Genomic DNA, 26199 nt, shown 5'->3' with positions numbered 1-26199 from the left:
CAATGGCCAACGCAACCAGCACCGTCGCCGCCACCCAAGCCGAGGATCTTAAGTTCTACGTCGCCGAGGAGGACGGCCACGCCGAGGGCGGCACGCTCCTCGGCTTCTGGATCTACCTGATGAGCGACTGTCTCATCTTCGCGGTCCTCTTCGCCTGCTACGGCGTCTACGGGCGCTCCTACGCCGCCGGCCCGACGCCGGCGGACCTCTTCGACCTGCCGCTCGTGGCGATCAACACCGCGATGCTGCTCTTCTCCTCCATCACCTACGGCTTCGCCATGCTGGCGATGGAGAAGGAGAACAATGCGGGGACGCTCGGCTGGCTTGCGGTCACCGGCCTCTTCGGCCTCGCCTTCCTCGGGCTCGAACTCTACGAGTTCGCCCATCTCATCCACGAGGGGGCGGGGCCGCAGCGCTCGGCCTTCCTGTCGGCCTTCTTCACGCTGGTGGGAACCCACGGCCTGCACGTCACCTTCGGCATCGTCTGGCTGGTGGTGCTGATGCTGCAAGTGGCGCAGCGCGGGCTGCACCCCGAGAACCGGCGCCGGCTGATGTGCCTGTCGCTGTTCTGGCACTTCCTCGACGTCATCTGGATCGGCGTCTTTTCCTTCGTCTACCTTCTGGGGGTGCTGCAATGAGCGCCGAGACCGCCACCACCGAGAGCGGCGAGGCTCAGGTCCACGTGCTCGCCGACGAGCACCAGGTCGGGCACGGCACGCGTAAGGACTACGTCACCGGCTTCGTGCTGGCCGCGATCCTCACCGCCATTCCGTTCGCGCTGGTGATGGGCGAGGTCTTCTCGAACCCGCGCATCACCGCCTTCCTGGTGATGGGCTTCGCCGTGGTGCAGATCGTGGTCCACATGGTCTACTTCCTGCACATGAACACGAAGTCGGAAGGGGGCTGGAACATGCTGGCCCTGATCTTCACGCTCGTGCTGGTGATCATCACGATCTCGGGCTCGCTCTGGGTCATGTACCACCTCAACACGAACATGATGCCCGGCATGCAGCCCGGCATCATGACGCACGACATGAGCCAGATGCCGTGACACAGCTCCGCTGGCGGGCGGAGCGGTCTGCCGCGCCGCGCCGCCCGCGCAAGGGGCGGCTGGCCCTCGCCGCGGCAGGCGCGCTCGTCTTCGTGCTGCTGCTGGTGCTCGGCACCTGGCAGGTGCAGCGCATCGCCTGGAAGACCGACCTCGTCGCCCGCGTCGAGTCGCGTCTCGCGGCCCCCCCCGTGCCGTCCCCCGGGCCGGCCGACTGGCCGAGGATGAACGCCGCCGCCGACGAGTACCGGCGGGTGCGCCTGGAGGGCACCTTCCTCCCCGAGCACCAGGTGCTGACGCAGGCGCTGACCGAGCGGGGCGCCGGCTTCTGGGTGCTGACGCCGCTGCGCGCGGGCGACGGCACGACCCTTCTCGTCAACCGCGGCTTCGTGCCGACGGAACGCCGCGATCCGTTGAGCGGGCGCGCGCTTGGCGTCGAGCCGCCGGCCGGTCCGGTGACGGTGATCGGGCTTCTTCGCCTGAGCGAGCCCGGCGGCGGCTTCCTGCGCGGCAACGATCCTGCCGGCAACCGCTGGTATTCACGAGACGTCGCCGCCATCGCGCGGGCGCAGGGTTTGGAAGAGGTCGCGCCCTACTTCGTCGATGCGGACGCGGCCGGCGTTCCCGGCGCGGGTCCGGATGCGCCGGTCGGCGGGCTCACGGTCGTCGCCTTCCGCAACCATCATCTCGTCTACGCCCTCACCTGGTACACGCTGGCGGCGATGCTCGCCGGCGCCGGCCTCTGGCTCCGGCGCGATGCCCGGCGGCGAGAGCGCGGCGATGCCGGCTCGCCTGCGGAGCGCGTGCCGTGAGCGCCCCCGAACCTGACGCTGTCGCCACGGCGCCGCTCGCCCGGCTGCTCGAGCACCTGCGCCCTCGCGGCGGGCGGGGCGCGGCGAGGGCGCTGACGCGCGACGAGGATCTGGCGGGGCGCAAGAACCTCGTCCTTCTCATCCAGCTGCGATGGTTCGCGGTGGCCGGCCAGATCGTCAGCATCCTGGTCGTCGCCTACGGCTTCGGCGCGTCGCTGCCCTTGCTGCCGATGGGTCTCGTCATCGCGGCGCTGGTGACGCTCAATCTCGTCTCGCTGCTGCGCCTCTACAGCCGGACGCACGTCACCAACGGCGAACTCTTCACCGCGCTCGTCTTCGACGTCGCCGCGCTCACCGTGCAGCTCTATCTCAGCGGCGGCGCGCAGAACCCGTTCACGGCGCTGTTCCTGCTGCAGGTGACGCTCGGTGCCGTGCTGCTCGAAGCCTGGTCGATCGGCTGCCTCGTTGGCCTCGCGATCGTCAGCTTTGCCGGGCTGACGCGCTTCCATCGTCCGCTCGACCTGCTCGACGTTGCCGGAACCGGCGTCCTCGCCCCGCAGACGATGGGCCTCCTCGTCTGCTTCGTCATCAACTCGGTGCTGCTCGTCGTCTTCGTGACGCGGATCAACCGCAACGCGCGCGAGCGCGACGCGCGCTTCGCGCATCTTCGCCAGACGGCGGCCGAGGAGGACCATATCGTGCGCATGGGTCTCCTGGCATCCGGCGCCGCGCACGAACTCGGCACGCCGCTCTCGACGCTCTCCATCATCCTCGGCGACTGGCGGCGCATGCCCGCGCTCACCGCCGATCCCGAGCTGTCGGGCGAGATCGACGCGATGCGGGCCGAGGTGGCGCGCTGCAAGTCGATCGTCACCGGCGTGCTGCTGGCGGCCGGCGAGGCGCGGGGCGAGTCGGCGGGGGCCACCACGCTCTTCCGCTTTCTCGACGGGCTCGCCGCCGACTGGCGGGCGACGCGCCCCGGCGTCAATTTCGTCTACGCCAACGAAGTGGACGAGGATTGGGCGATCGTCGCCGAATCCACCCTGCGGCAAGGCGTCTTCAACGTCCTCGACAACGCCGTCGAGGCCTCGCCCGGCTGGCTGTGCTTCACGGCCCACCGCGACGGCGAGACGCTGGTGCTGCGCGTCGTCGACGAGGGGCCGGGCTTTCCGCCCGAGATCCTGGCGCAGATCGGGCGACCCTATCAGTCCACCAAGGATCGCCGCGCCGGGGGGCTCGGGCTGTTTCTGGTGTTCAACGTGGTGCGCAAGCTCGGCGGGCATGTCAGCGTGCGCAACCGCGAGAGCGGCGGCGCCGAGGTCGAGCTTCGCCTGCCGCTGGCGACGCTGGCGATCGAGGACGAAGACGTCGAGGACGAAGACGGGGAGGACGACGATGAGCGAGCCTGAGCGTCATCTGGTGGTGGTCGACGACGACGCGGTCTTCGCGGCCTCGCTGAAGCGATCCTTCGAGCGCCGGGGATACCGCGTCGAGGTGGCGGCGACGCCGGACGCGCTGGACGCGCTGCTCGCCCAGAGCACGCCGGGCTACGCGGTGGTGGACCTGAAGCTCGGCACCGCGTCGGGGCTCGCCTGCGTCAAGGCGCTCCATGCCCACGATCCCGCGACGCTGGTGGTGGTGCTCACGGGGTTCGCCAGCATCGCGACGGCCGTGGAGGCGATCAAGCTCGGCGCCTGCCACTATCTCGCCAAGCCCTCCAACACCGACGACATCGAGGCCGCCTTCTCGAAGGCGGCGGGCGATGTGCGGGTGCCGCTGACGGAGCGCCCGACCTCGATCAAGACGCTGGAATGGGAGCACATCCACGAGGTGCTCGCCGAGACCGAGTTCAACATCTCCGAGGCCGCGCGCCGCCTCGGCATGCACCGGCGCACGCTGGCCCGCAAGCTCGAGAAGCGGCAGGTCAAGTAGCGCCGGCGCGGTCCTGCGTGCCCGAACCATCACGTCGGCCGCCCGGGGTGGGAACCCTCGGGGCGCCCGCTCATTCTGGCCGCAAGTGAAGGATGCCCGTGCTGGAGAGCCGGGCCGCAAGGGAACGAGATCATGAACGATGCAGGCGTCGGCTGGATTGCGGCCATCATCATCGGCGGCCTCGCCGGCTGGCTGGCCAACCGCTTCATGGGGCGCGAGACCGGCGTGTTTCTCAACATCGTGCTCGGCATCGTCGGCGCGGCGATCGCCAGCTTCCTCTTCGGCATCGTCGGCGTCTCGTTCGGCGGCTGGATCGGCTATCTCGTCGCGGGTTTCGTCGGCGCCTGCATCCTGATCGCCATCGTGCGCGCCGTGCGTGGCCGCGAGATCCGGCGCTGAGAAACGCGGGCTGCACGGCGATGTGACGAGACGGCGCATGGGCTCGGCACATTCGTCGCCTACCTGCGTCATCTCCTCCTTCGATCGGATTCCGACTTGCCCTTGCGCTTTCTCGTCGTCGCCAGCGAAACGCCCGACCAGCGGGCGGAGCGCCGGCAAGCCGTCGGCGCCGCGTCCGACGAAACCTACGCGCAGACGCTGGCCGACATCGAGCCGGGATGCGTCTGCGACCTCGTCTCCTGCGTCGACGGCACGCCCGTGCCGTCCGCCGAGACGTTCCGCGGCTACGACGCGGTTGTCTTCGCAGGCTCGCCCATCGACATGACGCAGGACAGCGCCGTGACGCGCTCGGCCGCCGCCTTCATGCGGGGCGTGTATCGTTCGGGCGTGCCGTCCTTCGGCTCCTGCGCGGGGTTGCAGATCGCCACCGTTGCCGCCGGCGGGCGGGCGCGAACGCGCGAGCCGCGCCTGGAGGCGGGCTTCGCCCGCGGGATCGTGGCGACCGAGGCGGGCCGGAACCACCCGCTTCTCGCGGGCCGCCCGATCGCCTGGGACGCGCCGGCTATGCATTCGCAGGAGATCGCCGAACTGCCGCCGGGAAGCCTCGTCCTCGCCAGCACACGCACGACGCCGGTGCAGGCCGCCGAGATCCGCTTCGAGGGCGGCGTCTTCTGGGGCGTCCAGTACCATCCCGAGCTGACGCTCGGCGAGATCGCTGCCGCGCTCCTGCGCGAGAAGGACGATCTCCTCGAGGAAGGACTGGCACAGGACGAAGGCGATCTCGAACGCTTCGCCGCCCGGCTGGCTGCGCTTGGCGACGCGCCGGACCGGCGCGACCTTGCCTGGCAGCTCGGGCTCGACGAGGAGATCACGCAGCCGCGGCGGCGAATGACCGAGATCCACAACTTCATCGACCATCTCGTGCGACCCTGCCGGCGCGAGACGCCCCGCGCCGTCGCCTGAGGCCCTGCCTTGCCGAACGCCCGGAAAGAGTGCGGCTCGTTCGCGACGGGGAGGGTGCCCTCGCCGGCGTTTCTGCTAGAACCGGCCGCGCCGGACTCGATTCCCGTCGTCCCGACGGCGGCGGGAACCCGGCGACGCATCCCGCCGGAACATCGGGCGACCGGCCGCCTTTCTGTGACATCCCTACCGGAGACCCGACATGCTGACCGAAGCGCAGACCGACGACATTTCCGAAAAGATCGCCACGCTCTTCCAGGGCATGGATCTCGAAGACGTCGCGAGCATCCTGAAGATCCAGATGGCGATGCTCGTGACGCAAGGCACCGATGACGCCGAAGGCGCGATGGAGTTCCTCGACGAGATCTACGAGGACGTCGAGCAGATGATCGAGTCCTACCCGTTCGGCGAGGAAGACGAGGACGAGGACGACGGCGAAGAGGGCTCCGCCGACGCCAAGCCGTCCGCCAACTAAGGCGCCCTCCGCCGACGGGAGGCTCCGTGATGCGACACCGCGCCTGACGAGCGCTGCGGAACCATCCGGCGAAGGCCGGGCTTCTCACCGGAAGCCCGGCCTTCGCGCGTTCGGGCTGGCGTTCTCCCGCGTACCCGAGGTTCTCGTCCGATGTTCGTTGCCCGTCTCGACCACCCCGCCGACTTCGAGGGCTGGCGCGAGGCGGCGCGCACCGCCTTCGCGCTAGGCGTCGCGCCCGAGGACTTGAGCTTCACGATCGGCGACGAGGCCGGCACGCTCTTCGCCGAGCCGCTGCCCGACCGCCCCGCCGACGCCGCGCCCTTCACGGTGCCGAAGGCCTTTCCCGATCTTGCCCGCAAGATCGTCTGCCATGCCGACGCGGAGCGCTTCGCCTTCGCCTATCGCCTGCTCTGGCGCCTGCAGGGCGAGAAGAAGCTGCTCGAGATCGTGTCCGACCCCGACACGGCCCACGCGGTGGAGATGGAAAAGGCGGTGCGCCGCGACAGCCACAAGATGAAGGCTTTCGTGCGCTTCCGCGAGATCGAGGACGTGAACGGGGAACGCCAGTACATCGCGTGGTTCGAGCCCTTCCACCATGTGGTGGAACTGACCGCGCCCTTCTTCATGCGGCGCTTTCCCGGCATGCTCTGGTCGATCCTGACGCCGAAGCGCTCGGTGCACTGGGACGGGGCGGACCTTGTCTTCGCTCCCGGCGCCGACCCCTCGCAGAAGCCCGCCGACGACGACATGGAGGCGCTCTGGCTCACCTACTACGCCTCGATCTTCAACCCCGCGCGGCTGAAGGTGAAGGCGATGCAGGCGGAGATGCCGAAGAAATACTGGCACAACCTGCCCGAGGCCGTGCTCATCGAGCCTTTGATCCGCGGCGCGGAAGCGGCCTCGCGCCGCATGATCGAAACCGCGCCGACCCTGCCGAGTTTGCGACACGAACGGCAGAGCGAGCGAAACGACATGGCCAAGACAGCGGTCCCCGCTTTCAACGGGTTCAACAAGGCCCCCGACGATCTGGACGAGGCGCGCGAGCAGGCGCGCCACTGCAAGGCCTGTCCGCTCTGGGAGCCGGCGACGCAGACCGTCTTCGGCAAAGGTCCGGCGGACGCGCCGGTGATCTTCGTCGGCGAGCAGCCGGGCGACCAGGAGGATCTCGCGGGCGAGCCCTTCGTCGGCCCGGCGGGCAAGGTGTTCGACGCGGCGCTGGCCGAGGCCGGCATCGACCGCTCCCAGGCCTACGTTACCAATGCCGTGAAGCACTTCAAGTTCGAGCCGCGCGGCAAGCGGCGCATCCACGCCAAGCCCAACATGGGCGAGGTGAAGGTCTGCCGCTGGTGGCTGGAGCAGGAGCGCGAGCTCATACGCCCCAAGCTCATCGTGGCGCTCGGCGCCACCGCCGCGGCGTCCGTGCTCGGGCGCACGGTGACGATCCGCGACACGCGTTCGCGTCTTATCGACCTGCCGGACGGCGCGACGAAGCTCCTCGTCACCGTCCACCCCGCCTACATCCTGCGTCTGCCCGACCCGGAGGCGCAGGCCCGCGAGCGCGCTGCCTTCGCCGAGGACATGGGCCGGGTGAAGGCCTACGTACCGGAAATCGCGGTCTGACGCGTCAGCCGAGCAGCACCCAGCGGATCGGGTAGGCCACGGCCGAGAGCGTCACGATGCCTGCGCACCAGAGCGCCACGAACCAGAGGATCTGCCGCAGGCGTGGCGGCAGACGGGCGAAGGGTGTGGGGCTCATCGCCGGCCTTCAATGGTGGTGCTGGTGGTAGCCCTCGCCCTCGATCACCTTGCCGCGGAACACCCAGTAGGCATAGCCGGTATAGGCGAGGATCAAGGGGATGAGGACGGAAGCGCCGACGAGCAGGAACTTGAGACTCGAGTCGGGGGCGGCGGCCTGCCAGATCGTCAATTCCGGCGGCAGGATGTGCGGATAGAACGAGATGCCGATGCCGATGAACGAGAGCACGAAAAGCGTCAGCGCCGCGAGGAACGGCCGGGTGCTCGACACGTGATCACGCAGCGAGCGGTGCAGGCTGACGGCGGCGAAGCCGAGCACGAGCGGGATCGGCGCCACCAGCAGGATCTGGGGGAACGAGAACCAGCGCGAATAGAAGGTCGGCTGCAGGAAGGGCATCCAGACGCTCACCATCCCGATGGCCGCGAGTGTCGCGATCATCAAGGCGCCCGCATAGCGCGCCGCCAGCCGGTTGAGCGGGCCTTCGGTCTTCACGATGATCCAGGTCGCGCCGAGCAGCGCGTAGCCGACCGTGACGGCGGCGCCCGTCGTCATCGAGAAGGGCGTCGCCCAGTCGAACCAGCCGCCGGCATAGGCGCGGCCCTCCATGCGGATGCCCTGCACGATCGTGCCGAGCGCCACGCCTTGCGCGAAGGCGGCGACCAGCGACCCAACGAAGAACGACATGTCCCAGACGAAGCGCCAGCGCACGGTGCGGAAGCGGAACTCGAAGGCGACGCCGCGAAACACCAGCGCCAGCAGCATCGCGATGATCGGCGCGTAGAGCGCGGGCATCACCACCGCATAGGCCAGCGGAAACACGGCGAAGAGCCCGCCGCCGCCGAGAATCAGCCAGGTCTCGTTGCCGTCCCAGAAGGGCGCGATCGTGTTGATCGCGGTGTCGCGGTTCTCTTCGCGCTTGAGGAACGGGAAGAGGATGCCGATGCCGAGGTCGAACCCGTCGAGCACGACATAGGCGAGCACCGCGAAGGCGAGGATGAAGGCCCAGACGAGCGGAAGGTCCATGGATCGTCTCCTCAGAGCGGCTGCGTGACGGCGTCGCCCGGCTCCATCGCCGGCCCCGGTGTCAGGCCGGCGGTGCGGATGGGCTCGCGCGGGTTGAGGCCCTCCTCGAAGACGTTCGGCGCCTGTCGCATGTGGCGCAGGATGTAGAAGGTGCCGGCGCCGAAGACGACGAAATAGACCACGATGAAGGCGACGAGCGAGGTGCCGACGGCCGAGGCCGCGATCGGCGAATGGCTCTCCGAGGTGCGCAGCAGGCCGTAGACCGTGAAGGGCTGGCGACCGACCTCGGTGGTGATCCAGCCGCAGAGCACCGCCACGAAGCCCATCGGCCCCATCGCGACCATCGCGCGTTGCAGCCAGGGCGCGTCGTAGATCGAGCCCTTGTAGCGCCGCCACAGGCTCCAGACGCCGATGCCGAGCATCGCGAAGCCGATGGCGACCATGATGCGGAAGGTGAAGAACACCACCCACACGTTCGGCCAGTCTTCGCGCGGAAACTCGTTCAGCCCCTTCACCACGCCGCCGATCTCGTGGGTGAGGATGAGGGAGCCGATCTCGGGGATGGCAATGGCACCGCGCATCGTGCCGGCCTCCATGTCGGGAATGCCGAACAGCGTCAGCGGCATGCCGCCGTCGCGGTTGGTCTCGAAATGCCCTTCCATCGCGGCGACCTTGGCGGGCTGGTGCTCCAGCGTGTTCAGGCCGTGGGCGTCGCCGGCCATGATCTGGAGCGGCGCGACGATCGTCGCCATCCACAGCGCCATCGAGAACATCAGCCGCGCCGAGGCGTTGCCGCGGTCGCGCAGCAGGTGGAAGGCGCCGACCGCGCCCACCACGAAGGCCGTGGTGAGATAGGCCGCGAGCACCATGTGCGCGAGACGATAGGGGAAGGACGGGTTGAAGACGATCGCCCACCAGTCCTCCGGGATGAACTGGCCGTTGGCGGCGACCGCGTAGCCGGCCGGCGTCTGCATCCAGGAGTTCACGGAGAGGATCCAGAAGGCCGATCCGAGCGTGCCCACCGCCACCATCAGCGTCGCGAAGAAGTGCAGGCCCTTGCCGACGCGGTTGAGCCCGAACAGCATGACGCCGAGGAAACCGGCCTCGAGGAAGAAGGCCGACAGCACCTCGTAGGCCATCATCGGTCCGAGGATCGGCCCGGTCTTGTCGGCGTAGACCGACCAGTTGGTGCCGAACTGGTAGCTCATGACGATGCCCGAGACGACGCCCATGGCAAAGGACACCGCGAAGATCTTCAGCCAGGACTGGAAGGTGGTGAGATAGACGCGCCGGCCCGTCGCCAGCCAGAGACCGTTGAGCACGGCGAGGAACGAGGCGAGGCCGATGGTGAAGGCGGGGAAGACGATGTGGAAGGAGATCGTGAAGGCGAACTGAAACCGCGCCAGCAGCACCGGGTCGAAACCGTCGAACATCACCGTCATCCTGGTTGCACGGGAAGCCGGCGAACGCCGCAATCCCCTCGATCGAGATGGCCCATGCGACGGCTCGCGCAAGCCCTTCGCGACCCTTTGGCCCCTCGCGACCTTCGGGCGCGACGCGGACCTTCGGGCGCGACGCGGACCTTCGGGCGCGACGCGGGCCCGACGAGGCGCCGAGCGCGCCCATCGCCGTCGGATGCCAGAGGGCGCCTTTCGCCGGCGCCGTGCAACGGGCGTTTTGTCCAAGTCGCGGCGCCGCGCGGCGGAACTGACGCGGCGGGCTGCGATGTGCTAAAGCGCCGGCGCAACGTCCCGGAGGAGACCCCCCATGAAACGATCGCGCGTGAACGAGATCCTGAAGGCGAGCGATGCGTTCATCCGCTCCTTCGGCCATGTGCTGCCGCCCTTCGCCTATCTCTCGCCGGCCGAGATGAAGGCGCGGCGCGGCGATCTCTCGGCGATCGTCGACCGGCGCCTCGGCTGGGACATCACCGACTACGGCAAGGGCGACTTCGACAAGCTCGGGCTCTTCCTCTTCACCACCCGCAACGGCGACAACGCCGATCTGAAGTCGGGCCGCGGCATGCTCTATGCCGAGAAGATCATGATCTCGCGCCAGGACCAGATCTCGCCAATGCACCGGCACGACCTGAAGGCCGAGGACATCATCAACCGCGGCGGCGCCACGCTGGCGCTGAAGCTCTACACCGCCGCCCCGGACGGCACGATCGACAAGAGCCTGCCGGTGAACGTCGTGACCGACGGCATGCGGCGCCAGATGAAGGGCGGCGACATCCTGCGCCTGCAGCCGGGCGAGAGCGTGACGCTGATGCCGGGCGTCGACTGGCACGCCTTCTGGGGCGAGGGGGGCGACGTCCTCATCGGCGAGGTCTCGACCGTCAACGACGATCTCACCGACAACGTCTTCGCCGAGCCGATCGGCCGCTTCGCCGAGATCGAGGAGGACGAGGCGCCCGTGCATCTTCTCGTCTCCGACTACGACAAGTGGCTGTGACCCGGCACGGCCTCTGAAACGAGAAAAGCCGGCGCTCTCCTCTCGGGAGGGCGCCGGCTTTCGATGTCTCAGGCCAAGATCGCCGCGATCAGGCGCTCATCTTCTCGAAGCCCGTGTCGAGATCGAGGGCGAAGCCGGCCTCGTTCGTCTTCGGCGCGGCGCCGGAGATCTTGGAGGCGGCAGGCCTGGCGGGCGCTGCGAATCGCTGGGCGCGTTCCTGCAGTTCGTGCACCGGCACCGACGCCCCTGTTTTGCGTCCGGCGCTCTCTCCGCCACGAGCCGCGGCCGGACGGGCCGCCTTGCTGGCGTCGGTCACGAAGAAGGCGGCCCGCTCCGCGAGGCGGCGCGCTTCGGCGGACAACTGCTCGGCGGTGGCCGACATCTCGTTGGCGGCGCCGCTGTTGCTCTGCGTCACCTCGTCGAGCTGGGTGATCGACGTCACGGTCTGCTGGGTCACCTGGTCGAGCTGGTTGATCGCCTGGTTGATCTGCTCGGCGCCGATGTTCTGCTCGCGGCAGGCGGCGGAGATCTCGGCCACCAGTTCCGCCGTGCGGCGGATGTCGGGCACCAGGCTTTCGAGCATCGACCCGGCATCCTCAGCGACGCAGAGCGTCTCGCTCGAGAGCGCGCCGATCTCCTGTGCGGCCTGCTGGGAGCGCTCGGCGAGCTTGCGCACCTCGGACGCCACCACCGCGAAGCCCTTGCCATGCGGGCCGGCACGGGCCGCCTCGATCGCCGCGTTCAGCGCGAGGAGATCGGTCTGGCGGGCGATCTCCTGCACCACCGAGATCTTCTCGGCGATGGTGCGCATCGCCGTCACCGACTTCTGGACCGCGACGCCGCTGCGCTCGGCATTCTCGGCCGACTGCGTGGCGATCTTCTCGGTGGTGGAGGCGCTGTCGGCGTTCTGGCGGATGTTGGCGGCCATCTCCTCCATCGCGGCCGAGGCCTGCTCGGTGGCGGCGGCCTGTTCGGTGACGCCCGACGAGAGACGCTGCGTCGCCGCGGCCTGCTGGGTGGAGCCGGACGAGAGCTGCTCGGCCGTGATGGCGGCCTGGGTGGAGCCGGAGGCGACCTGCGTCGCCGAGGTCGTGACGTCGGCGACGATTTCGGAGAGCTTGTCGACCATCTCGCCCATCGCACGCTGCAGATCGGCGATCTCGTCGCTCCCCTTCGCGTCGATCCGCTGCGTCAGGTCGCCGGCACCGATGGCACGGGCCAGATGGACGGCGCGCGACAGGCTGCGCGAGATCGAGATCGCCATCCAGGTGGCGGCCGCGGCTCCGATCGTCATGGCGCCGAGGATGACCAGGATCAGCATCAGCTGCGCCGCGGCGAACGAGGTCTCGGCCTCGGCGAGGAAGCGGGTCGCAAGCGAGGAGGCCCGCGCGCTGATCTCGTCGAACCGCTTGGTGACGTTCGAGGTCAAGGGCCGCACACGCGTGATCAGCGAGTCCATCGCGGCCGACATGCGGTTTTCCAGGCCGATGTCGGTCTGGGCCCGCAGCGGAACGTAGAGCCGACCCCAGGCGTCCTGGGTGGCGCGGATGTCGCCTGCCAGCTGAGGCTGCCGGGTTTCGAGGTCCGAGAGATGCGTGCGCACGGCGCGGTCGCGCGCGTCGATGCTGTCGCCGATCGTCGCCTTCGCCTCGCCGCTCGTCCGGTCCACGGCCTGCATCATGTCCATGCGCGCTGACGACACGTCGGAATGGATCCTCTCGACCAAGTCGAGCGAAGGGACGCCGTCGGCCGGCAGCCGCGCGACGACGCGATCGAGCGCTGCATTGAAGGCGGCCAACGGCTCGTCGGTGGCCTTGAGCGCCGTGTCGCCGGCGCTCGGATCGGCATGCGCCGCCAGTTCCATCGTTTCGTCGGACATCGTGCGCAGCGCCTGCAACTGGGCCCCGACGTCGGCGAACAGCGCCTTCCCTTCCTCGGGCATGTTGCCGAAGATCAGCGCCGTCGCGGCGTCGATCTCGCTCCAGGCCTTTTCATAGTCGGCGATGTTGATCTTCACGTCGTCCGGGTCCGACGAAACGATCGTCAGAAGCGTGATCCGACGGATGCGCTCCAACAGCCGCTGGGCGTCCTTGGCGCCTTGCACCTGCGCGTAGGGTCGGTCGGCGAAGGCCCGCAGCGTCCCGTTGCTCTGCGACAGGCTGGACACGCCGAGATAGCCGACGGCGCCCGTCAGAAGAAGGACGGCACCGAAGCTTGCCGCAAGTTTCAGCTTCATCGTCACGCGCATTCTCGCCTCATGCTGGATATGGTCGCCGAGCGACGCAATGTTATGTGTGACAATCGATATTATAGATCATTGAATTTTGTGCTAAGGGCCGCCAAACCTACTCAATTTATATCAGTAAATGTTCTTCAATGACCGTAAGTCCGCCAGTGTTTATTGAATAAACTCTAGGTTGATTTTGCAATCTGAACGAATGGTGTCGGAGCGGCGAGCTGTGGATGAAGCGCCGCGGGACTCCCCCGGGCGGCGTCGAGTCGCTAGATTGATCGTTCGACACGTCGATCTCGCAGGCCGCCAGGCCGTGCGGCGGCAACCACCCGCATACCGGAGGCCAGCCTTGACGAAAGTCGCCGTCGATCTCGGCACGACCGCCACCGGCGATCCCGCGGAGATGGACCTCGAGGAGCTTCTCTCGACGCGCCTTCTCGTTCAGGGCAATTCCGGGTCGGGCAAGTCGCATCTCTTCCGCCGCGTGCTCGAGCAGAGCGCGGGCTGGGTGCAGCAGGCGATCATCGATCCCGAGGGCGACTTCGTCTCCTTCTCCGATCGCTTCGGCCACGTGGTGGTGGATGCCGACCGCACGCCGGCCGAGCTCGGCCGCATCGCCGCGCGCATCCGCCAGCACCGCGTCTCCGTCGTGCTCAATCTCGAAGGGCTGGACGCCGAGGTGCAGATGAGCTGCGCCGCCGCCTTCCTCAACGGGCTGTTCGACGCCGACCGGCACTACTGGTTCCCGATGCTCATCGCCGTGGACGAGGCGCAGATCTTCGCGCCCTCGATGGCCGGCGAGGTCGCCGACGAGGCGCGACGCGTCTCGCTCGGCGCGATGACCAACCTGATGTGCCGCGGCCGAAAGCGGGGTCTGGCCGGCATGATCGCCACGCAGCGTCTCGCCAAGCTCGCCAAGAACGTCGCGGCCGAGGCCTCCAACTTCCTGATGGGCCGCACCTTCCTCGACATCGACATGGCGCGCGCCGCCGATCTCCTCGGCATGGACCGAAAACAGGCCGAGCGCTTCCGCGACCTGGAGCCGGGGCAGTTCGTGGCGCTTGGTCCCGCCCTGTCGCGCCGGCCGATCCCGATCCGCATCGGCCCGGTGGAGACCGCCGGACGTTCGGGGCGCCCCGTGCTGATGGCGCTGCCCGACGCGAGCCCGGAGGCGCTGGCCGACCTCATCTTCACCGCCGGGGCCGACGAGCCGACGCATCTGCCGGCGCCCGTGCGGCGCGAGCCGGTGGCGACGCGCGAGCTTCTCGATCGCGTCTCGGCGCCCAGAGCCGCTGCGCCCCGCCTCGCGGGATCGGCGCCGGCCACCGCGCCGGACCCGGAGGAGGAGCCCGACGAGGAGGCGCTGGCCGAGCGGCAGGCCCGGCTCGACCAGATCTTCGCCGATCTGATGGCCGATCCCGAAGCGGCGTTCCGCCCGGTGCCGATGCTCTACCAGGACTTCCTCACCCATTGCCGCCTGAAGCGGATCACCGACACGGGGCTCGACATGGCCGGCTTCCGGCGCAAGCTCGCCCTGGCGCGCGCCGGCGTCGGAGCCGACGGCGAGGACGCCGGCTGGAGCGAGGTGGTGCAGCGCTCCGAAGAACTGCCGGACGACATGCAGGGCGTCTACCTGCTGCTCGCCAAGGCCGCGCGCGACGGCCAGCCCTGCCCCGGCGACGACGTGCTCGCCAAGGCCTATGGCAGCCATTCGCCCTCTCGCGGGCGCTTTCTCCTCACCTACATGGCCGAGCGCGGCTACATCGCCGCCGAGACCGACTTTCGCGGCAACCGCGTGGTGGAGATCGCCGGCCACGGCTGGCGCACCGGCGCGGGCTCGGCCCGGCCGCGCACGCCCGGCACGACGCCGCGCATGCGCCGGGCCTGAGAGGGCGCGAAGCCGGACGCCGCGTCCGGCACGGCGCCGCGCGTGATCGAAGCCGCTCGGGCCGAGAGCGCGGGTTCCGCCCGGACTTCCCCGTGCCGGCATTCGGCGTCGGGCATGCCGATCGGGGTCGCCTCGCGGCGCGGCCTGTGGCAAGGAGAGCCCATGTTTCCCGAGAGCCTCTGGACCACCGATCTGATCATGCGGCCGATCGCCCTGGGCGACGCGGCGGCGATCTTCGACGAGTATGCGCAGGACCCGGAGGTCACGCGCTTCCTGACCTGGGCGCCGCACGAGGTGCTCGCCGACACCGAAGCCTACATCGCCCGCTGTCTCGCCAGCCCGAACGCGCGCACCTTTACGCTGCTCGGCCGGCGCGACCGCCAGCTGCGCGGCGCCATCACGATTCGCCGGCCGGTTCCGGGCCGCGTCGGCTTCGGCTACGCTCTCTCGCGGCGCTCTTGGGGGCAGGGGCTGATGACCGAGGCGCTCACCGAGGTCGCGTCCTGGGCGATGAAGCAGAAGGGCATCTGGCGCATCGGCGACGTCTGCGACGTCGAGAACACGGCGTCCGCCCGGGTGATGGAAAAGGCCGGCTTCGAGCGCGAAGGCCTGCTCAAGCGCTGGATCGTCCATCCCAACCTGTCGGACGTGCCGCGCGACTGCTGGAGCTTCGCGCGCACGCGCTGAGGCGTCAGACCGTGATGCCGACGAGCCGCAGCGTTCCCAGCACGAACCCGTCGGAGATCGCGAAGGCGATCGCCGCCTCCAGCGCCACGGCGACCGCGATGCGCGCCGGCCAGGACGTCGCCCGGCAGACGAAGAAACCGGCCACCACGAAGAGCGTGTCGCCAAGCGCGTTGAGAATGCTGTCGCCCTCGTAGGCCGGCGCGCCCTCGGCCTGCCCGAACATCGCGATGATCATCGGCGTGTTCTCGGCGATCTCCCAGACCGCGGAGGAGGCGAGGGTGGCGAGCAGCTTCCACGACGTCGGCCAGTTCGGGCGCATCCGGTCGAGGAAGGCGAACAGCGCCATGCCGAACATCACGTGGAGCGCGGAGAACCAGTCGGCGAATTGCTGCGAGGCGCCGGGCGAGCGGGGATCGCCGTCCCACCACGCCACCGTGCCGCATTCGCAGAGCATCGGGCGCCCCATCACGTCGAGCCAGGAGGCCATGGCGAGTACGATCGCCAGACCCACCGCCGTCTGACCGGCTGCGCTGGAAAGCCAGCCTCTCGCCCGCAAGGCGGGAACGGCGTTGGTGGTGTGGGTCATCTCGTCTCGCTGTGATGCTGGGTCTCCAACGCGCCGCCCGGAAAAAGGGTTGCGTGACGTCGGTGCGAGCCCCACACACGAGCCCGTGCGGGAACCAGCCGTCGGCATCCCTTTCCTTTTGCCGGCATTGTGCCAAAACGAACGGAAGGCCCCGTCGAACGTCCGTTCCGGCGAGGCGATCGATTCTCCGCCGTCTGGCCCTTCCCCGATCCGATGACCCACCACGCCCTGATCTGCCCTCCGTTCCACAGTCACGTGCGCGCCTTCGAGGCGATCGGCGGAGCGTTGCTGCGGCGCGGGCATACGGTGAGCTTCCTCCTCAACGCCGGGGGCGGCGCGCTCGTCGAGGCCGGTGGGTTCGGGGTCGAGGAGGTCGGCGCGGTGCGCACGCCGTGCCGCAGCCCGGGGCGCAATCCGGCCGGGCTGTTCGGCATCCTGCGCACCGTTCGCGCCAGCGCCGACCGCACGCGCGCACTTTGCGACGGTGGACCCGCCATCCTGCGCCGGATCGGCGCCGAAATCGTCCTCGCCGACCAGATGGAGCCTGCCGGCGGGCTGCTGGCCGAGCATCTCGGCCTGCCGTTCCTCTCGGTGGCTGCGGCCCTGCCGATCGATCCGCATCCGAGCCTGCCTTCGCCCTTTCTCGGATGGCCCTACGATCCCAGCCCTGAAGGCCTGAAGCGCAACCGCGGCGGCGAGCGCGTCTCGCGCCTGCTGCTCCATCGCCAGCGCGAGGCGATCCAGTCGGCGGCGCAGCGCTTCGGCCTCCGTTCCCGCTCGCGGCTGGAGGAATGTCTCTCGCCCCTCGCCACGATCGCGCAGACCGTGCCCGGCTTCGATTTCCCCCGCCCGCCGAGCCCGCGCCATTTCGCGGTCGGCCCGTTCCGCTCCACCGAGGCGGTCGAGATTGGCGGTCTCGTGTTGCCCTTCGCGCGCCGCCCGGGCGTGCCGCTGGTGTTCTGTTCGCTCGGCACCCTTCAGGGACATCGGCTCTCCATCTTCCACGCCGTGGCGCGCGCCTGCCGCCGGCTCGGCTGGCATCTCGTTGTCGCCCATTGCGGACGCTTGTCGGTCGAGCAGGCCGCCTCGATCGACGCCGATCTTGTCACCGACTTCCTGCCCCAGCGCGCGATGCTGGCGCTCGCCGACCTCTGCGTCAGCCATGGCGGGCTCAACACCGCGCTCGATGCGGTGGAGGCCGGCGTGCCCGTGCTCGCCATTCCCATCGCCTACGACCAGCCCGGCGTCGCCGCCCGCCTCCTGCATCACGGCGCGGGCCTGCGGCTGGCGCGCCGGCGGCTGGATGTCGACGACGTCGTGGCGGCGCTGCGCCGGCTTCACGGCGAGCCGCGCTTCGCGGCGCGTGCCCGGGCCATCGGCGCCGAGATCCGCGGAGCCGGCGGGGCCGAGCGCGCCGCCGAGCTCGTCGAGCGCTTCGCCGCCAGCGCCTCGTACTCACGCGAACTGGCTCTGGCATGACGCACGATCTCGTCCTCGCCGGCGGCGGCCTCGCCAACGGCCTCATCGCCTATCGCCTCGCCGAGCGCCGGCCGGATTTGCGGGTCGTCGTGCTGGAGGGCGGCACCTCGCTCGGCGGCAACCACACCTGGAGCTTCCACGACGGCGATCTCTCGCCGGCCGAGCACGCCTGGATCGAGCCCTTCGTGGCGCATCGCTGGCCGACCTACGAGGTGCGTTTCCCCAAGCGTAAACGCGCCGTCGCCACCGGCTACGCCTCGGTCTCGTCGGAGCGCTTCCGCGCGCTCCTCACCGAACGCCTCGGCGACCGGCTTGTGCTCGGCGCGCGCATCGCCGCGCTGACGCCGGACCGCGTGACGCTGGAGGACGGGCGGGTCTTCGCGGGGCGCGCCGTGATCGACGGGCGCGGTCACCGCGCGAGCCGGCACCTGCGCCTCGGCTTCCAGAAGTTCCTCGGCCAGGAATGGGAGCTCGCCGAGCCGCACGGCCTCGCGCACCCGATCGTGATGGACGCCACCGTGCCCCAGCGCGACGGCTACCGCTTCGTCTACGTGCTGCCCTTCTCGCCGACGCGCCTCCTCATCGAGGACACCTACTATGCCGATGGCGAGGCGCTCGATACCGAGAGCCTGCGCCGCTCCATCGCCGACTACGCCGCGAGCGCGGGCTGGCGGCTCGCCACGCTGATGCGCGAAGAACACGGCATCCTGCCGATCGCGCTCGACGGGCGCATCGAAGGGCTGGTCGAGGAGGCCGCCGGCGTGCCGACGGTCGGTCTCGCACGGGCGCTGTTCCACCCGACCACCGGCTATTCGCTGCCCGACGCCGTGCATGTCGCCGATCTCGTGGCCGCGCTGCCCGATCTCGGCTCGCCCTCGCTGGCGCGACTTCTCTCGGCGCATGCCCGCAATCTCTGGCAGGACCGCGCCTATTTCCGGCTGCTGAACCGGCTGCTCTTCCTGGCCGGACGGCCGGAGGAGCGCTACCGCATCCTCGAGCATTTCTACCGGCTGCCCGATCCGCTGGTGGCGCGGTTCTACGCCGCACGTCTCGATGTCCGCGACAAGATCCGCATCTTCGCGGGTAAACCTCCGATCTCGATCCGCAGCGCGATTCGCGTGCTCGCGGCTCGCCGGACGTTGAAGGACGAGGAATGACCGCACATTCGACCGCCGCCCCGTCGCCGGTTCCCGCGCGCGCCGCTGGGCGCGCCGGGGCCGATCCGCGCACCGCCGTGGTGATCGGCTCCGGCTTCGGCGGCCTGTCGCTGGCGATTCGCCTGCAGGCCGCCGGCATCCAGACGACGCTTCTGGAGAAGCGCGACAAGCCGGGCGGGCGCGCCTACGTCTACGAGGACCAGGGCTTCGTCTTCGACGCCGGGCCGACGGTGATCACCGACCCGACGGCCCTCGTGGAACTCTGGACGGCGGCCGGCCGGCGGATGGAGGACTATGTCGAGCTTTTGCCCGTCAGCCCGTTCTATAGGCTCTGCTGGGAGGACGGCTACGCCTTCGACTACGCCAACGACCAGGACGAGCTCGACCGGCAGATCCTCGCCAAGAACCCGGCCGACGTCGAGGGCTACCGGCGCTTCCTCGCCTATTCGCGCGAGGTCTTCCGCGAAGGCTACCTGAAGCTCGGCACCGTGCCCTTCCTCCACTTCCGCGACATGATCCGCGCCGGACCGCAGCTCGCCAAGCTGCAGGCGTGGCGCTCGGTCTATGCCAAGGTCGCCGAGTTCATCGAGGACGAGCAGCTGCGGCAGGCCTTCTCGTTCCACTCGCTGCTCGTCGGCGGCAATCCGTTCGCGACCTCCTCGATCTACGCGCTGATCCACGCGCTCGAGCGCGAATGGGGCGTCTGGTTCCCGAAGGGCGGCACCGGCGCGCTCGTACGCGGCATGATGAAGCTCTTCGAGGACATCGGCGGGCGGGTGGAGCTGAACGCCGAGGTCGCCGAGATCGAAACGGCGGGCGAGCGCGCCACGGGCGTGCGCACCCATGACGGACGCCGCTTCGCCGGGGATCTCGTGGCTTCCAACGCCGACATCGTGCACACCTACGAAACGCTTCTGGGCGCGACGACGCGCGGCACGAAGGAAGCCAGGCGACTGAAGTCCAAGCGCTTCTCGATGTCCCTCTTCGTCATCTATTTCGGGCTGAAGCGCCACCAGCCGCAGCTTCGCCACCACACGGTGCTCTTCGGCGCGCGCTACCGAGCCCTCATCGACGAGATCTTCAAGGGCAAGGAACTCGCCGGCGACTTCTCGCTCTATCTCCACAGCCCCTGCGCCACCGACCCCTCGCTCGCGCCCGAGGGCATGGGCAGCTACTACGTGCTCTCGCCCGTTCCCCATCTCGGCAACGCCGACATCGACTGGACGGTCGAGGGCCCGAAATACCGGGACCGCATCTTCGACTATCTCGAAGAGCGCTACATGCCCGGCCTCAAGGCCGATCTCGTGACTAGCCGCATCTTCACGCCGCTCGACTTCCAGTCGGAGCTGAACGCCCATCACGGCTCGGCCTTCTCGCTCGACCCGGTGCTGACGCAGTCGGCGTGGTTCCGCACCCACAACCGTGACCGCGCCATCGACAACCTGTTCTTCGTGGGCGCGGGCACGCATCCCGGCGCCGGGGTGCCGGGCGTCGTCGGCTCGGCCAAGGCCACGGCCGGCCTCATTCTCGGCGAGCGGGCGGCCTGACGATGCCGAAGGAGACACCGGGCGACGTCGCCGCCTTCGCGGCCCGCTCGATCGCGGCGGGGTCCAAGAGCTTCGCCGCGGCCGCGCGCCTCTTCGACCGCGAGACGCGCGAGCGCGTGATGATGCTCTACGCCTGGTGCCGCCATTGCGACGACGTGGTGGACGGGCAGGAGGGCGGACGCGGGCGCGTCGCCTCGTCTCTCACGCCTGTCGAGCGCATCGAAGGGCTTCGGCGCGACACGCACGCGGCGCTCGACGGGCGCCTCGCCGAGCTCGATCCGGCCTTTCATGCGCTAGCGGCGGTGGCCGGGCGCGCGAACCTGTCGCCGGCGCTGCTCGACGAGCATCTCGCGGGCTTCGCCGACGACGTGGCGGGGTGCCGCTACCGGACGCTCGACGAGCTCATGGTCTATTGCTGGCGCGTGGCGGGCGTCGTCGGCGTGATGATGGCCGGCATCATGGGCGCGCGCGACGAGGGCGTGCTCGACCGCGCCGCCGACCTCGGCCTCGCCTTCCAGCTCACCAACATCGCGCGCGACGTGGTGGAGGATGCCGCCGAGGGGCGGGTCTATCTGCCGCTCGACTGGCTCGCCGAAGAAGGGGTGTCGCCGGCCGATCTCGCCGATCCTCGCCATGCGGCCAACATCGCGCGGCTGCGGGCGCGGCTGGTGGCGGCGGCCGAGCCCTACTACGCTTCCGCGCGAATCGGCGTCGACGCGCTGCCGCGCCGCTCGGCCTGGGCCATCGCCACGGCGGAGCGGGTCTACCGGCGCATCGGGCTGAAGCTGACGGCGGCCGGCGAGGCGGCGGGGGACCGGCGCATCTCCACCACGAAGGGCGAGAAGTTCGGCGCCATCGCCGGCGCGGGCTGGACCGCGCTTCGCTTCCGCGACTATGGCGGAAGCGAGCGCGATCCCGCGCTCTGGCGTCGGCCCGCCCTCGGCTGAACTCGTCTCAGTTCAGGCCGTGCGGCTGGCGCTCGGCCAATTGCTCGGCCCGCACCCGGCCCGACGCCTTCAATTCGGCTGAGAGCTTCTCCACCGGCGGCGCATAGAGGAAGCCGAAGGAGACGCAGCCCTCGCGCCCCTTCACGGCATGGTGCAGCCGGTGCGCCTGCACGAGACGCTTGGCATAGCCCTTGTGCGGGATGTGCCGGAAGGGCCAGCGCTGGTGCACCAGCCCGTCATGCACGATGAAGTAGAACAGGCCGTAGAGCGTGATGCCCGTGGCGATGGCGGTGACCACCGGCAGCCCGCCGAACCGGCCGAGCGCGAAGAGCGCGATGGCGAAGCCCGCGAAGACCACGGCGTAGAGGTCGTTCTTCTCGAACAGCTCCTCGTGCGGCTCGTGGTGGCTCTCGTGCCAGCCCCAGCCCCAGTCGCCGTGCATGATGTATTTGTGCGCGGCCCAGGCGACGAATTCCATCACCAGAAACACCGCGATCGCGATCGCGCCGAAGCCGAGCCAAGTGTTCGCCATGTCGTCGTCTTCCAGGTTGGCGGAAAGGGAAGCCGCGTGCGGCCCTCGGTTTCCTCGCCGGCCGGGCGCTTGCGCAGCGCTACCGGGCGGCTTCGTGTTCGAGCAGCGGTTCGTCCGCCGCGGCGGCGAGGTCCGCGAGACCCGCGCCCTCGAAGATGGCCGCGACCATCGCATGCAGCCGCGAGCGCGGGCCGAACACCGCGTCGAGACGACGCTCGCTCGCCTCGACGTGGCGGGCGATGTGCCGGCGCACCTGCGCAGGCCCGATCAGCGAGACGATGGTCGACTTGCCGGCATCCTTGCCGACGTCCTTGCCGAGGGCCACGGCGCTGGGCCCGCCATCGAGAAGGTCGTCCAGCAGCTGAAACGCGAGCCCGATCTCGATGGCGAAGGCACGCAGATCGTGGCGCGTCGCGGCATCGGCCCCGGCCGCCACCGCGCCGAGCTCCACCGCGGCGGTGAAGAGCGACCCGGTCTTCAATCCGTTGGCGTCGGCGATCTCGGCAACGCGCCGCTGGCCGCGCCCGCCGCGCAGATCCTGGAACTGGCCGGCGACGAGCCCGCTCGTGCCCACGGCGTCGGCGAGGATCGACACGGCCTCACCGCGCCGCTCCGCCGCCAGCGTCTCGATCCGCGCGAGCGTGCCGTAGGCCGCCGAGAGCAGCGCGATCGCCGCGAGCACCGCGACGTCCTCGCCATGCTCGCGGTGCAGCGCCGGGCGTCCGCGCCGAAGCTCGGCGTCGTCCATGCAGGGCAGGTCGTCGAGGATGAGCGAGGCCGCGTGCACCATCTCGAGCGCGCAGCCGGCATCGAGCGCGGCGTCGGCTGCGCCGCCGAGATCCTCGGCCACCAGTAGCGCCATGATCGGGCGCAGGCGCTTGCCCGGCGCCAGCACGCTGTCGCGCATGGCCCGGTCGAGCGCCGACTGTCCGGCAAGCACCGGCGGCATCAGCGCCTCCAGTCGCGCGTTGACGCGCCTCTGAAGGAGTTCGATGCGACTGTCCGGCTCGGCTGTCATCGTGGCGTCGTCACTTTCCCGCTTTCACGGCACTACCATTTCATGTCCGACCGAATGCGGATACGGATTTCTAGCACGCTCCGCGCGCTCTGGAAGTCCCGGACGAACGCACCGGGCCGGCGATGCGACGAAACGACGTACTGCCACGAGCGGGCGCGGATGCGAAGCGGCGGTGACGCTTGGTGCGAAGCGGCCTGCCCCACGGCCGGTCCGGCGCAGCCAATGATACGAGGGCGAACCATTTGACCGACATTCGATCGCGAAAGGGTGATCATCTCGATATCGTTTTGGCACCGTCGCGGGCCGGCCGGCGGGCCGATTCGGGTTTCGATGCCCTGCGCTTCGAGCACGTCGCCCTGCCGGAGATCGACCTCGACGCGATCGACCTCACGGCGACGCTGTTCGGGCGGCGCTTGTCGGCACCGCTTCTCATCTCCTCGATGACGGGCGGGCCGGAGCGCGCCGCGCGCATCAACCGACATCTGGCGGAAGCCGCTCAGACGCTCGGCATCGCGCTGGCGGTCGGCTCGCAGCGCATCGCGCTGGAAGGCCGCGGCGACGGCGGGCTCGACCGGTCGCTGCGCGCGCTGGCGCCGGACGTGCCGCTGCTCGCCAATATCGGCGCCGCGCAGCTCGGCCTCGGCTACGGTCTGGACGAGGCCCGCCGCGCCGTCGAGATGATCGACGCCGACGCGCTGATCGTTCATCTCAACCCGCTGCAGGAGGCCGTGCAGCCGGGCGGCGACCGCAACTGGCGGGGCATCCTTTCCGGCATCGAATCGCTCGTTCTCGACCTCGGCCGCCCGGTGGTGGTGAAGGAGGTCGGGGCCGGCATCTCGGGCCCCGTGGCGCGTCGCCTCGCCGATGTCGGCGTCGCCGTGATCGACGTCGCGGGGGCCGGCGGCACGAGTTGGGCCGCGATCGAGGCCGAGCGCCTCGCCGATCCGCGCGCCCGCGCCACGGCGCTGCTCTTCGCCGACTGGGGCATCCCGACCGCGCAGGCGATCCCGGCGGTGCGCGCCGCCTGCCCGGCGATCACTCTCATCGGCTCGGGCGGCATCCGCAACGGGCTGGACGCGGCCAAGGCGATCCGGCTCGGCGCCGACCTGGTGGGGCAGGCGGCGGCGAGCCTCGCCGCCGCGGAGGTCTCGACTGAGGCCGCCGCCCGCCATTTCGCCGGCGTCGTCGAGGAGCTGCGCATCGCCTGCTTCTGCACGGGCTCGGCCGATCTCGCCGCCCTGCGCCGGGCGGCGATCGCCGGCATCCCGGAGCCCGGCGCGGCCTGACGCCGGATTTCGTTTGCGGCGTCCGCGCTCGTTCCGCTAAGCGGACGTCACGCAACCGCCCGCCGGAGGACGCATGACCGCGACGCTGCAAGACCATCTCGGCCCCCTCGCATCGGCGGGCGGAAGCCGCGCCGACGTCGCGCGGCTCGTCGAGGCGCTGTCGGGCGCCGCGGCCTCGCTGCAGCGTCTGATATCGACGGGCGGCACCGCCGGCGGCGCTGCAGCCTCCGCGCCCGAGGGCGGCGCGAATGGCGGCGGCGACATCCAGAAGCTGCTCGACCTCGAGGCCGACCGCCTGTTCCTTGCCGCAGCGCGCAGCGCCGGCGTCGCGTTCTACGGCTCGGAGGAGCAGGACGAGGCCGTCTCGATCGACCCCGCCGGCACCTTGGCGCTGGCGATCGATCCGCTCGACGGCTCGTCCAACATCGAGACCAACGTCTCGATCGGCACGATCTTTTCGGTGCTGCCGGTGGAGGCGTCGCACCGCGCCGATCCCGCCACGGTGTTTCGCCAGCCGGGCCGGCGCCAGCTCGCCGCCGGCTTCTTCGTCTACGGGCCGCAGCTTCTCCTCGTGATGACCACGGGCGAGGGCACCCATGTCTTCGGCTGGTCGCCGGAAACGAACGTCTTCACCAAGACGATGACGGTTTCCATCCCCGCAGAGGCGAAGGAATTCTCGATCAACGCCTCGAACCAGCGCCACTGGGAGGCGCCGATGCGGCGCTACGTCGACGAGTGCCTCGCCGGCGCGGACGGCCCGCGCGGGCGCGACTTCAACATGCGCTGGGTCGCCTCGATGGTGGCCGACGCCTATCGCATCTTCGTGCGCGGCGGCATCTATCTCTATCCCGGCGACGCCCGGAAGGGCTACGTGCAAGGGCGCATCCGCCTCTGCTACGAGGCCAACCCGGTGGCCTTCTGCGCCGAGCAGGCGGGCGGCGCGGCGAGCGACGGCCTCAACCCGATCCTCGACCTCGTGCCCGAGGGGCTGCACCAGCGCACGCCCGTGGTCTTCGGCTCGCGCGAGGAGGTCCTTCAGGTGGCGCGCACGCTGGCCGACCCCGCGAGCCTCTCGGAGGCCTCGCCGCTTTTCGGCGACCGGCCGGTGGGCGGGTTCTGACGATGGCCGCCGAGATTCTCATCGCCCCCTCGATTCTTTCGTCGGACTTCTCGCGTCTCGGCGAGGAGATCGCCGCCGTCGACCGGGCCGGCGCCGACTGGATCCATCTCGACGTGATGGACGGGCATTTCGTGCCCAACATCACCTTCGGCCCGCCGATCGTCGCCGCCGTGCGCAAGGCCTCCGTGAAGTTCTTCGACGCCCACCTGATGATCGAGCCGGCCGACCCCTATCTCGACGCCTTCGCCGAGGCGGGCTGCGAGGGAATCACCGTCCATGCCGAGGCCTGCCGCCATCTCGACCGCACGCTCCAGCGCATCCGCGCCCTCGGCTGCAAGGCGGGCGTCGCGCTCAACCCGGCGACGAGCGAGACGGCGATCGAGCACGTTCTCGACCGGCTCGACCTCGTGCTGGTGATGACCGTCAATCCCGGCTTCGGCGGCCAAAGCTTCATTCCGGCGATGCTCGAGAAGGTGGCGCGGGTGCGGGCGATGATCGGCACGCGCGACATCCGGCTGCAGGTGGACGGCGGCGTCTCGCCCGAGACGATCGGCGATCTCGCACGGGCCGGCGCCGATTGCTTCGTGGCGGGCTCGGCAATCTATCGCGGCGGCTCGGAAGCCGCCTATCGGCAGAATATCGAGGCCTTGCGAGCGGCGGTGGTGGCCTGAACCGGGACTCGATCAAGACTAGAATTCACCGATCCGTGATGATCGCGTGATGATGCTTCATAGATAGAAAGTCGCCCTTACGGTCTTTGCCCGAATGACAGCAGACATTTCGGATGGCTGTGACCGTTTCTCTTCTTCGCCGAACTTTTTATGGCGGACGCGACGGAAAACCTTGTGCCCTGCACGCGG

26 protein-coding genes are annotated in these 26199 nt (G+C 69.7%); 19 read left to right on the top strand and 7 right to left on the bottom strand.

Going from position 1 to position 26199, the window contains the following annotated elements; translation table 11 throughout:
- Positions 1 to 2 precede the first annotated feature (2 nt).
- The 9 genes from cyoC (at position 3) to GGR04_RS03100 (ending at position 7246) form a co-directional block, all read left to right on the top strand.
- Entirely contained in the window at positions 3 to 638 is a 636-nt protein-coding gene (gene cyoC, locus GGR04_RS03140; RefSeq protein ID WP_183197760.1) for a cytochrome o ubiquinol oxidase subunit III, read from the top strand.
- Positions 635 to 1051 (top strand): cytochrome o ubiquinol oxidase subunit IV, encoded by a 417-nt coding sequence (gene cyoD, locus GGR04_RS03135; RefSeq protein WP_183197758.1) that lies wholly within the window; start codon positions 635 to 637, stop codon positions 1049 to 1051. The genes cyoC and cyoD overlap by 4 nt, the downstream gene beginning before the upstream one ends.
- Positions 1048 to 1860, top strand: a complete 813-nt coding sequence (locus GGR04_RS03130) for an SURF1 family protein (protein ID WP_183197756.1) — start codon at positions 1048 to 1050, stop codon at positions 1858 to 1860. Before cyoD ends, GGR04_RS03130 begins: the two co-directional genes overlap by 4 nt.
- Complete coding sequence (locus tag GGR04_RS03125) at positions 1857 to 3269, top strand: ATP-binding protein (RefSeq protein ID WP_312857389.1); 1413 nt, start codon at positions 1857 to 1859, stop codon at positions 3267 to 3269. The genes GGR04_RS03130 and GGR04_RS03125 overlap by 4 nt, the downstream gene beginning before the upstream one ends.
- Entirely contained in the window at positions 3256 to 3792 is a 537-nt protein-coding gene (locus tag GGR04_RS03120) for a response regulator transcription factor (RefSeq protein ID WP_183197754.1), read from the top strand. The genes GGR04_RS03125 and GGR04_RS03120 overlap by 14 nt, the downstream gene beginning before the upstream one ends.
- 132 nt (positions 3793 to 3924) lie before the next feature.
- Entirely contained in the window at positions 3925 to 4191 is a 267-nt protein-coding gene (locus GGR04_RS03115) for a GlsB/YeaQ/YmgE family stress response membrane protein (RefSeq protein ID WP_183197752.1), read from the top strand.
- A 96-nt stretch (positions 4192 to 4287) separates the two neighbouring features.
- The gene (locus GGR04_RS03110; RefSeq protein WP_183197750.1) at positions 4288 to 5154 is read left to right on the top strand and encodes a type 1 glutamine amidotransferase; all 867 of its coding nucleotides are present in this window, start codon (positions 4288 to 4290) and stop codon (positions 5152 to 5154) included.
- Between the two features lie 199 nt (positions 5155 to 5353).
- The gene (locus GGR04_RS03105) at positions 5354 to 5626 is read left to right on the top strand and encodes a hypothetical protein (protein ID WP_183197748.1); all 273 of its coding nucleotides are present in this window, start codon (positions 5354 to 5356) and stop codon (positions 5624 to 5626) included.
- 150 nt (positions 5627 to 5776) lie between these two features.
- Positions 5777 to 7246, top strand: a complete 1470-nt coding sequence (locus GGR04_RS03100; RefSeq protein WP_183197746.1) for a UdgX family uracil-DNA binding protein — start codon at positions 5777 to 5779, stop codon at positions 7244 to 7246.
- A 4-nt stretch (positions 7247 to 7250) separates the two neighbouring features.
- Here GGR04_RS03100 and GGR04_RS03095 read toward each other — a convergent pair whose 3' ends face one another.
- The 3 genes from GGR04_RS03095 to GGR04_RS03085 are packed head-to-tail and all read right to left on the bottom strand — an operon-like array spanning position 7251 to position 9838.
- A complete protein-coding gene (locus tag GGR04_RS03095; RefSeq protein ID WP_183197744.1) occupies positions 7251 to 7382 on the bottom strand; it encodes a DUF2474 domain-containing protein in 132 nt (43 codons plus the stop codon).
- 9 nt (positions 7383 to 7391) lie between these two features.
- Positions 7392 to 8405 carry a cytochrome d ubiquinol oxidase subunit II gene (gene cydB, locus GGR04_RS03090; protein WP_183197742.1) on the bottom strand — a complete coding sequence of 338 codons (1014 nt, stop codon included), beginning with the start codon at positions 8403 to 8405 and terminating at the stop codon, positions 7392 to 7394.
- Positions 8406 to 8416: 11 nt separating this feature from the next.
- A complete protein-coding gene (locus GGR04_RS03085; RefSeq protein ID WP_183197740.1) occupies positions 8417 to 9838 on the bottom strand; it encodes a cytochrome ubiquinol oxidase subunit I in 1422 nt (473 codons plus the stop codon).
- A gap of 334 nt (positions 9839 to 10172) precedes the next feature.
- Here GGR04_RS03085 and GGR04_RS03080 point away from each other — a divergent pair, with 334 nt between their 5' ends.
- The gene (locus tag GGR04_RS03080; RefSeq protein WP_183197738.1) at positions 10173 to 10859 is read left to right on the top strand and encodes a D-lyxose/D-mannose family sugar isomerase; all 687 of its coding nucleotides are present in this window, start codon (positions 10173 to 10175) and stop codon (positions 10857 to 10859) included.
- Positions 10860 to 10947: 88 nt separating this feature from the next.
- Here the strand turns inward: GGR04_RS03080 and GGR04_RS03075 are convergent, their stop codons facing one another.
- Positions 10948 to 13095, bottom strand: a complete 2148-nt coding sequence (locus GGR04_RS03075) for a HAMP domain-containing methyl-accepting chemotaxis protein (protein ID WP_183197736.1) — start codon at positions 13093 to 13095, stop codon at positions 10948 to 10950.
- A gap of 400 nt (positions 13096 to 13495) precedes the next feature.
- Here GGR04_RS03075 and GGR04_RS03070 point away from each other — a divergent pair, with 400 nt between their 5' ends.
- Complete coding sequence (locus GGR04_RS03070) at positions 13496 to 14980, top strand: ATP-binding protein (RefSeq protein ID WP_246392784.1); 1485 nt, start codon at positions 13496 to 13498, stop codon at positions 14978 to 14980.
- A 162-nt stretch (positions 14981 to 15142) separates the two neighbouring features.
- Positions 15143 to 15667: a GNAT family N-acetyltransferase gene (locus GGR04_RS03065; RefSeq protein ID WP_183197732.1), complete on the top strand. Its 525-nt coding sequence runs from the start codon at positions 15143 to 15145 to the stop codon at positions 15665 to 15667.
- Positions 15668 to 15671: 4 nt separating this feature from the next.
- Here the strand turns inward: GGR04_RS03065 and GGR04_RS03060 are convergent, their stop codons facing one another.
- Positions 15672 to 16253, bottom strand: a complete 582-nt coding sequence (locus GGR04_RS03060; RefSeq protein ID WP_183197730.1) for a DUF2585 family protein — start codon at positions 16251 to 16253, stop codon at positions 15672 to 15674.
- A 213-nt stretch (positions 16254 to 16466) separates the two neighbouring features.
- Between GGR04_RS03060 and GGR04_RS03055 the strand changes: the two genes are divergently transcribed.
- Genes GGR04_RS03055 through GGR04_RS03040 form a run of 4 tightly spaced genes read left to right on the top strand, consistent with a single transcriptional unit; the run spans position 16467 to position 21383 of the window.
- Complete coding sequence (locus GGR04_RS03055) at positions 16467 to 17732, top strand: glycosyltransferase (RefSeq protein WP_183197727.1); 1266 nt, start codon at positions 16467 to 16469, stop codon at positions 17730 to 17732.
- A complete protein-coding gene (crtY, locus tag GGR04_RS03050; protein WP_183197725.1) occupies positions 17729 to 18889 on the top strand; it encodes a lycopene beta-cyclase CrtY in 1161 nt (386 codons plus the stop codon). Before GGR04_RS03055 ends, crtY begins: the two co-directional genes overlap by 4 nt.
- Positions 18886 to 20436: a phytoene desaturase gene (locus tag GGR04_RS03045; RefSeq protein ID WP_183197723.1), complete on the top strand. Its 1551-nt coding sequence runs from the start codon at positions 18886 to 18888 to the stop codon at positions 20434 to 20436. The genes crtY and GGR04_RS03045 overlap by 4 nt, the downstream gene beginning before the upstream one ends.
- A gap of 2 nt (positions 20437 to 20438) precedes the next feature.
- A complete protein-coding gene (locus tag GGR04_RS03040; protein WP_183197721.1) occupies positions 20439 to 21383 on the top strand; it encodes a phytoene/squalene synthase family protein in 945 nt (314 codons plus the stop codon).
- 7 nt (positions 21384 to 21390) lie between these two features.
- Here the strand turns inward: GGR04_RS03040 and GGR04_RS03035 are convergent, their stop codons facing one another.
- Both GGR04_RS03035 and GGR04_RS03030 read right to left on the bottom strand, forming a co-directional pair.
- Positions 21391 to 21915: a sterol desaturase family protein gene (locus tag GGR04_RS03035; protein WP_183197719.1), complete on the bottom strand. Its 525-nt coding sequence runs from the start codon at positions 21913 to 21915 to the stop codon at positions 21391 to 21393.
- Positions 21916 to 21994: 79 nt separating this feature from the next.
- Positions 21995 to 22933 carry a polyprenyl synthetase family protein gene (locus GGR04_RS03030; protein WP_183197709.1) on the bottom strand — a complete coding sequence of 313 codons (939 nt, stop codon included), beginning with the start codon at positions 22931 to 22933 and terminating at the stop codon, positions 21995 to 21997.
- A gap of 242 nt (positions 22934 to 23175) precedes the next feature.
- Between GGR04_RS03030 and fni the strand changes: the two genes are divergently transcribed.
- The 3 genes from fni (at position 23176) to rpe (ending at position 26010) form a co-directional block, all read left to right on the top strand.
- Complete coding sequence (gene fni, locus GGR04_RS03025; RefSeq protein WP_183197707.1) at positions 23176 to 24219, top strand: type 2 isopentenyl-diphosphate Delta-isomerase; 1044 nt, start codon at positions 23176 to 23178, stop codon at positions 24217 to 24219.
- 73 nt (positions 24220 to 24292) lie between these two features.
- Positions 24293 to 25339: a class 1 fructose-bisphosphatase gene (locus GGR04_RS03020; protein ID WP_183197697.1), complete on the top strand. Its 1047-nt coding sequence runs from the start codon at positions 24293 to 24295 to the stop codon at positions 25337 to 25339.
- A gap of 2 nt (positions 25340 to 25341) precedes the next feature.
- On the top strand, positions 25342 to 26010 hold the full coding sequence (gene rpe, locus GGR04_RS03015; protein ID WP_183197695.1) for a ribulose-phosphate 3-epimerase: 669 nt from the start codon (positions 25342 to 25344) through the stop codon (positions 26008 to 26010).
- Positions 26011 to 26199: the final 189 nt, after the last annotated feature.

Source organism: Aureimonas pseudogalii (assembly GCF_014196835.1).
GTDB lineage: Bacteria > Pseudomonadota > Alphaproteobacteria > Rhizobiales > Rhizobiaceae > Aureimonas > Aureimonas pseudogalii.
The sequence above is the reverse complement of the archived record's forward strand: the minus strand, read 5'-3'. Positions and strand labels throughout refer to the sequence as shown.

Coding starts and splice junctions, on each gene's coding strand:
- GGR04_RS03065 (WP_183197732.1), top strand. CDS start 15,143: ATGTTTCCCGAGAGCCTCTGGACCACCGATCTGATCATGCGGCCGATC.
- crtY (WP_183197725.1), top strand. CDS start 17,729: ATGACGCACGATCTCGTCCTCGCCGGCGGCGGCCTCGCCAACGGCCTC.
- GGR04_RS03115 (WP_183197752.1), top strand. CDS start 3,925: ATGAACGATGCAGGCGTCGGCTGGATTGCGGCCATCATCATCGGCGGC.
- GGR04_RS03095 (WP_183197744.1), bottom strand. CDS start 7,382: ATGAGCCCCACACCCTTCGCCCGTCTGCCGCCACGCCTGCGGCAGATC.
- rpe (WP_183197695.1), top strand. CDS start 25,342: ATGGCCGCCGAGATTCTCATCGCCCCCTCGATTCTTTCGTCGGACTTC.
- GGR04_RS03020 (WP_183197697.1), top strand. CDS start 24,293: ATGACCGCGACGCTGCAAGACCATCTCGGCCCCCTCGCATCGGCGGGC.
- cyoC (WP_183197760.1), top strand. CDS start 3: ATGGCCAACGCAACCAGCACCGTCGCCGCCACCCAAGCCGAGGATCTT.
- GGR04_RS03100 (WP_183197746.1), top strand. CDS start 5,777: ATGTTCGTTGCCCGTCTCGACCACCCCGCCGACTTCGAGGGCTGGCGC.
- GGR04_RS03070 (WP_246392784.1), top strand. CDS start 13,496: ATGGACCTCGAGGAGCTTCTCTCGACGCGCCTTCTCGTTCAGGGCAAT.
- cyoD (WP_183197758.1), top strand. CDS start 635: ATGAGCGCCGAGACCGCCACCACCGAGAGCGGCGAGGCTCAGGTCCAC.
- GGR04_RS03040 (WP_183197721.1), top strand. CDS start 20,439: ATGCCGAAGGAGACACCGGGCGACGTCGCCGCCTTCGCGGCCCGCTCG.
- GGR04_RS03060 (WP_183197730.1), bottom strand. CDS start 16,253: ATGACCCACACCACCAACGCCGTTCCCGCCTTGCGGGCGAGAGGCTGG.
- GGR04_RS03045 (WP_183197723.1), top strand. CDS start 18,886: ATGACCGCACATTCGACCGCCGCCCCGTCGCCGGTTCCCGCGCGCGCC.
- GGR04_RS03075 (WP_183197736.1), bottom strand. CDS start 13,095: ATGAAGCTGAAACTTGCGGCAAGCTTCGGTGCCGTCCTTCTTCTGACG.
- cydB (WP_183197742.1), bottom strand. CDS start 8,405: ATGGACCTTCCGCTCGTCTGGGCCTTCATCCTCGCCTTCGCGGTGCTC.
- GGR04_RS03035 (WP_183197719.1), bottom strand. CDS start 21,915: ATGGCGAACACTTGGCTCGGCTTCGGCGCGATCGCGATCGCGGTGTTT.
- GGR04_RS03080 (WP_183197738.1), top strand. CDS start 10,173: ATGAAACGATCGCGCGTGAACGAGATCCTGAAGGCGAGCGATGCGTTC.
- GGR04_RS03030 (WP_183197709.1), bottom strand. CDS start 22,933: ATGACAGCCGAGCCGGACAGTCGCATCGAACTCCTTCAGAGGCGCGTC.
- GGR04_RS03055 (WP_183197727.1), top strand. CDS start 16,467: ATGACCCACCACGCCCTGATCTGCCCTCCGTTCCACAGTCACGTGCGC.
- GGR04_RS03120 (WP_183197754.1), top strand. CDS start 3,256: ATGAGCGAGCCTGAGCGTCATCTGGTGGTGGTCGACGACGACGCGGTC.
- GGR04_RS03085 (WP_183197740.1), bottom strand. CDS start 9,838: ATGTTCGACGGTTTCGACCCGGTGCTGCTGGCGCGGTTTCAGTTCGCC.
- GGR04_RS03105 (WP_183197748.1), top strand. CDS start 5,354: ATGCTGACCGAAGCGCAGACCGACGACATTTCCGAAAAGATCGCCACG.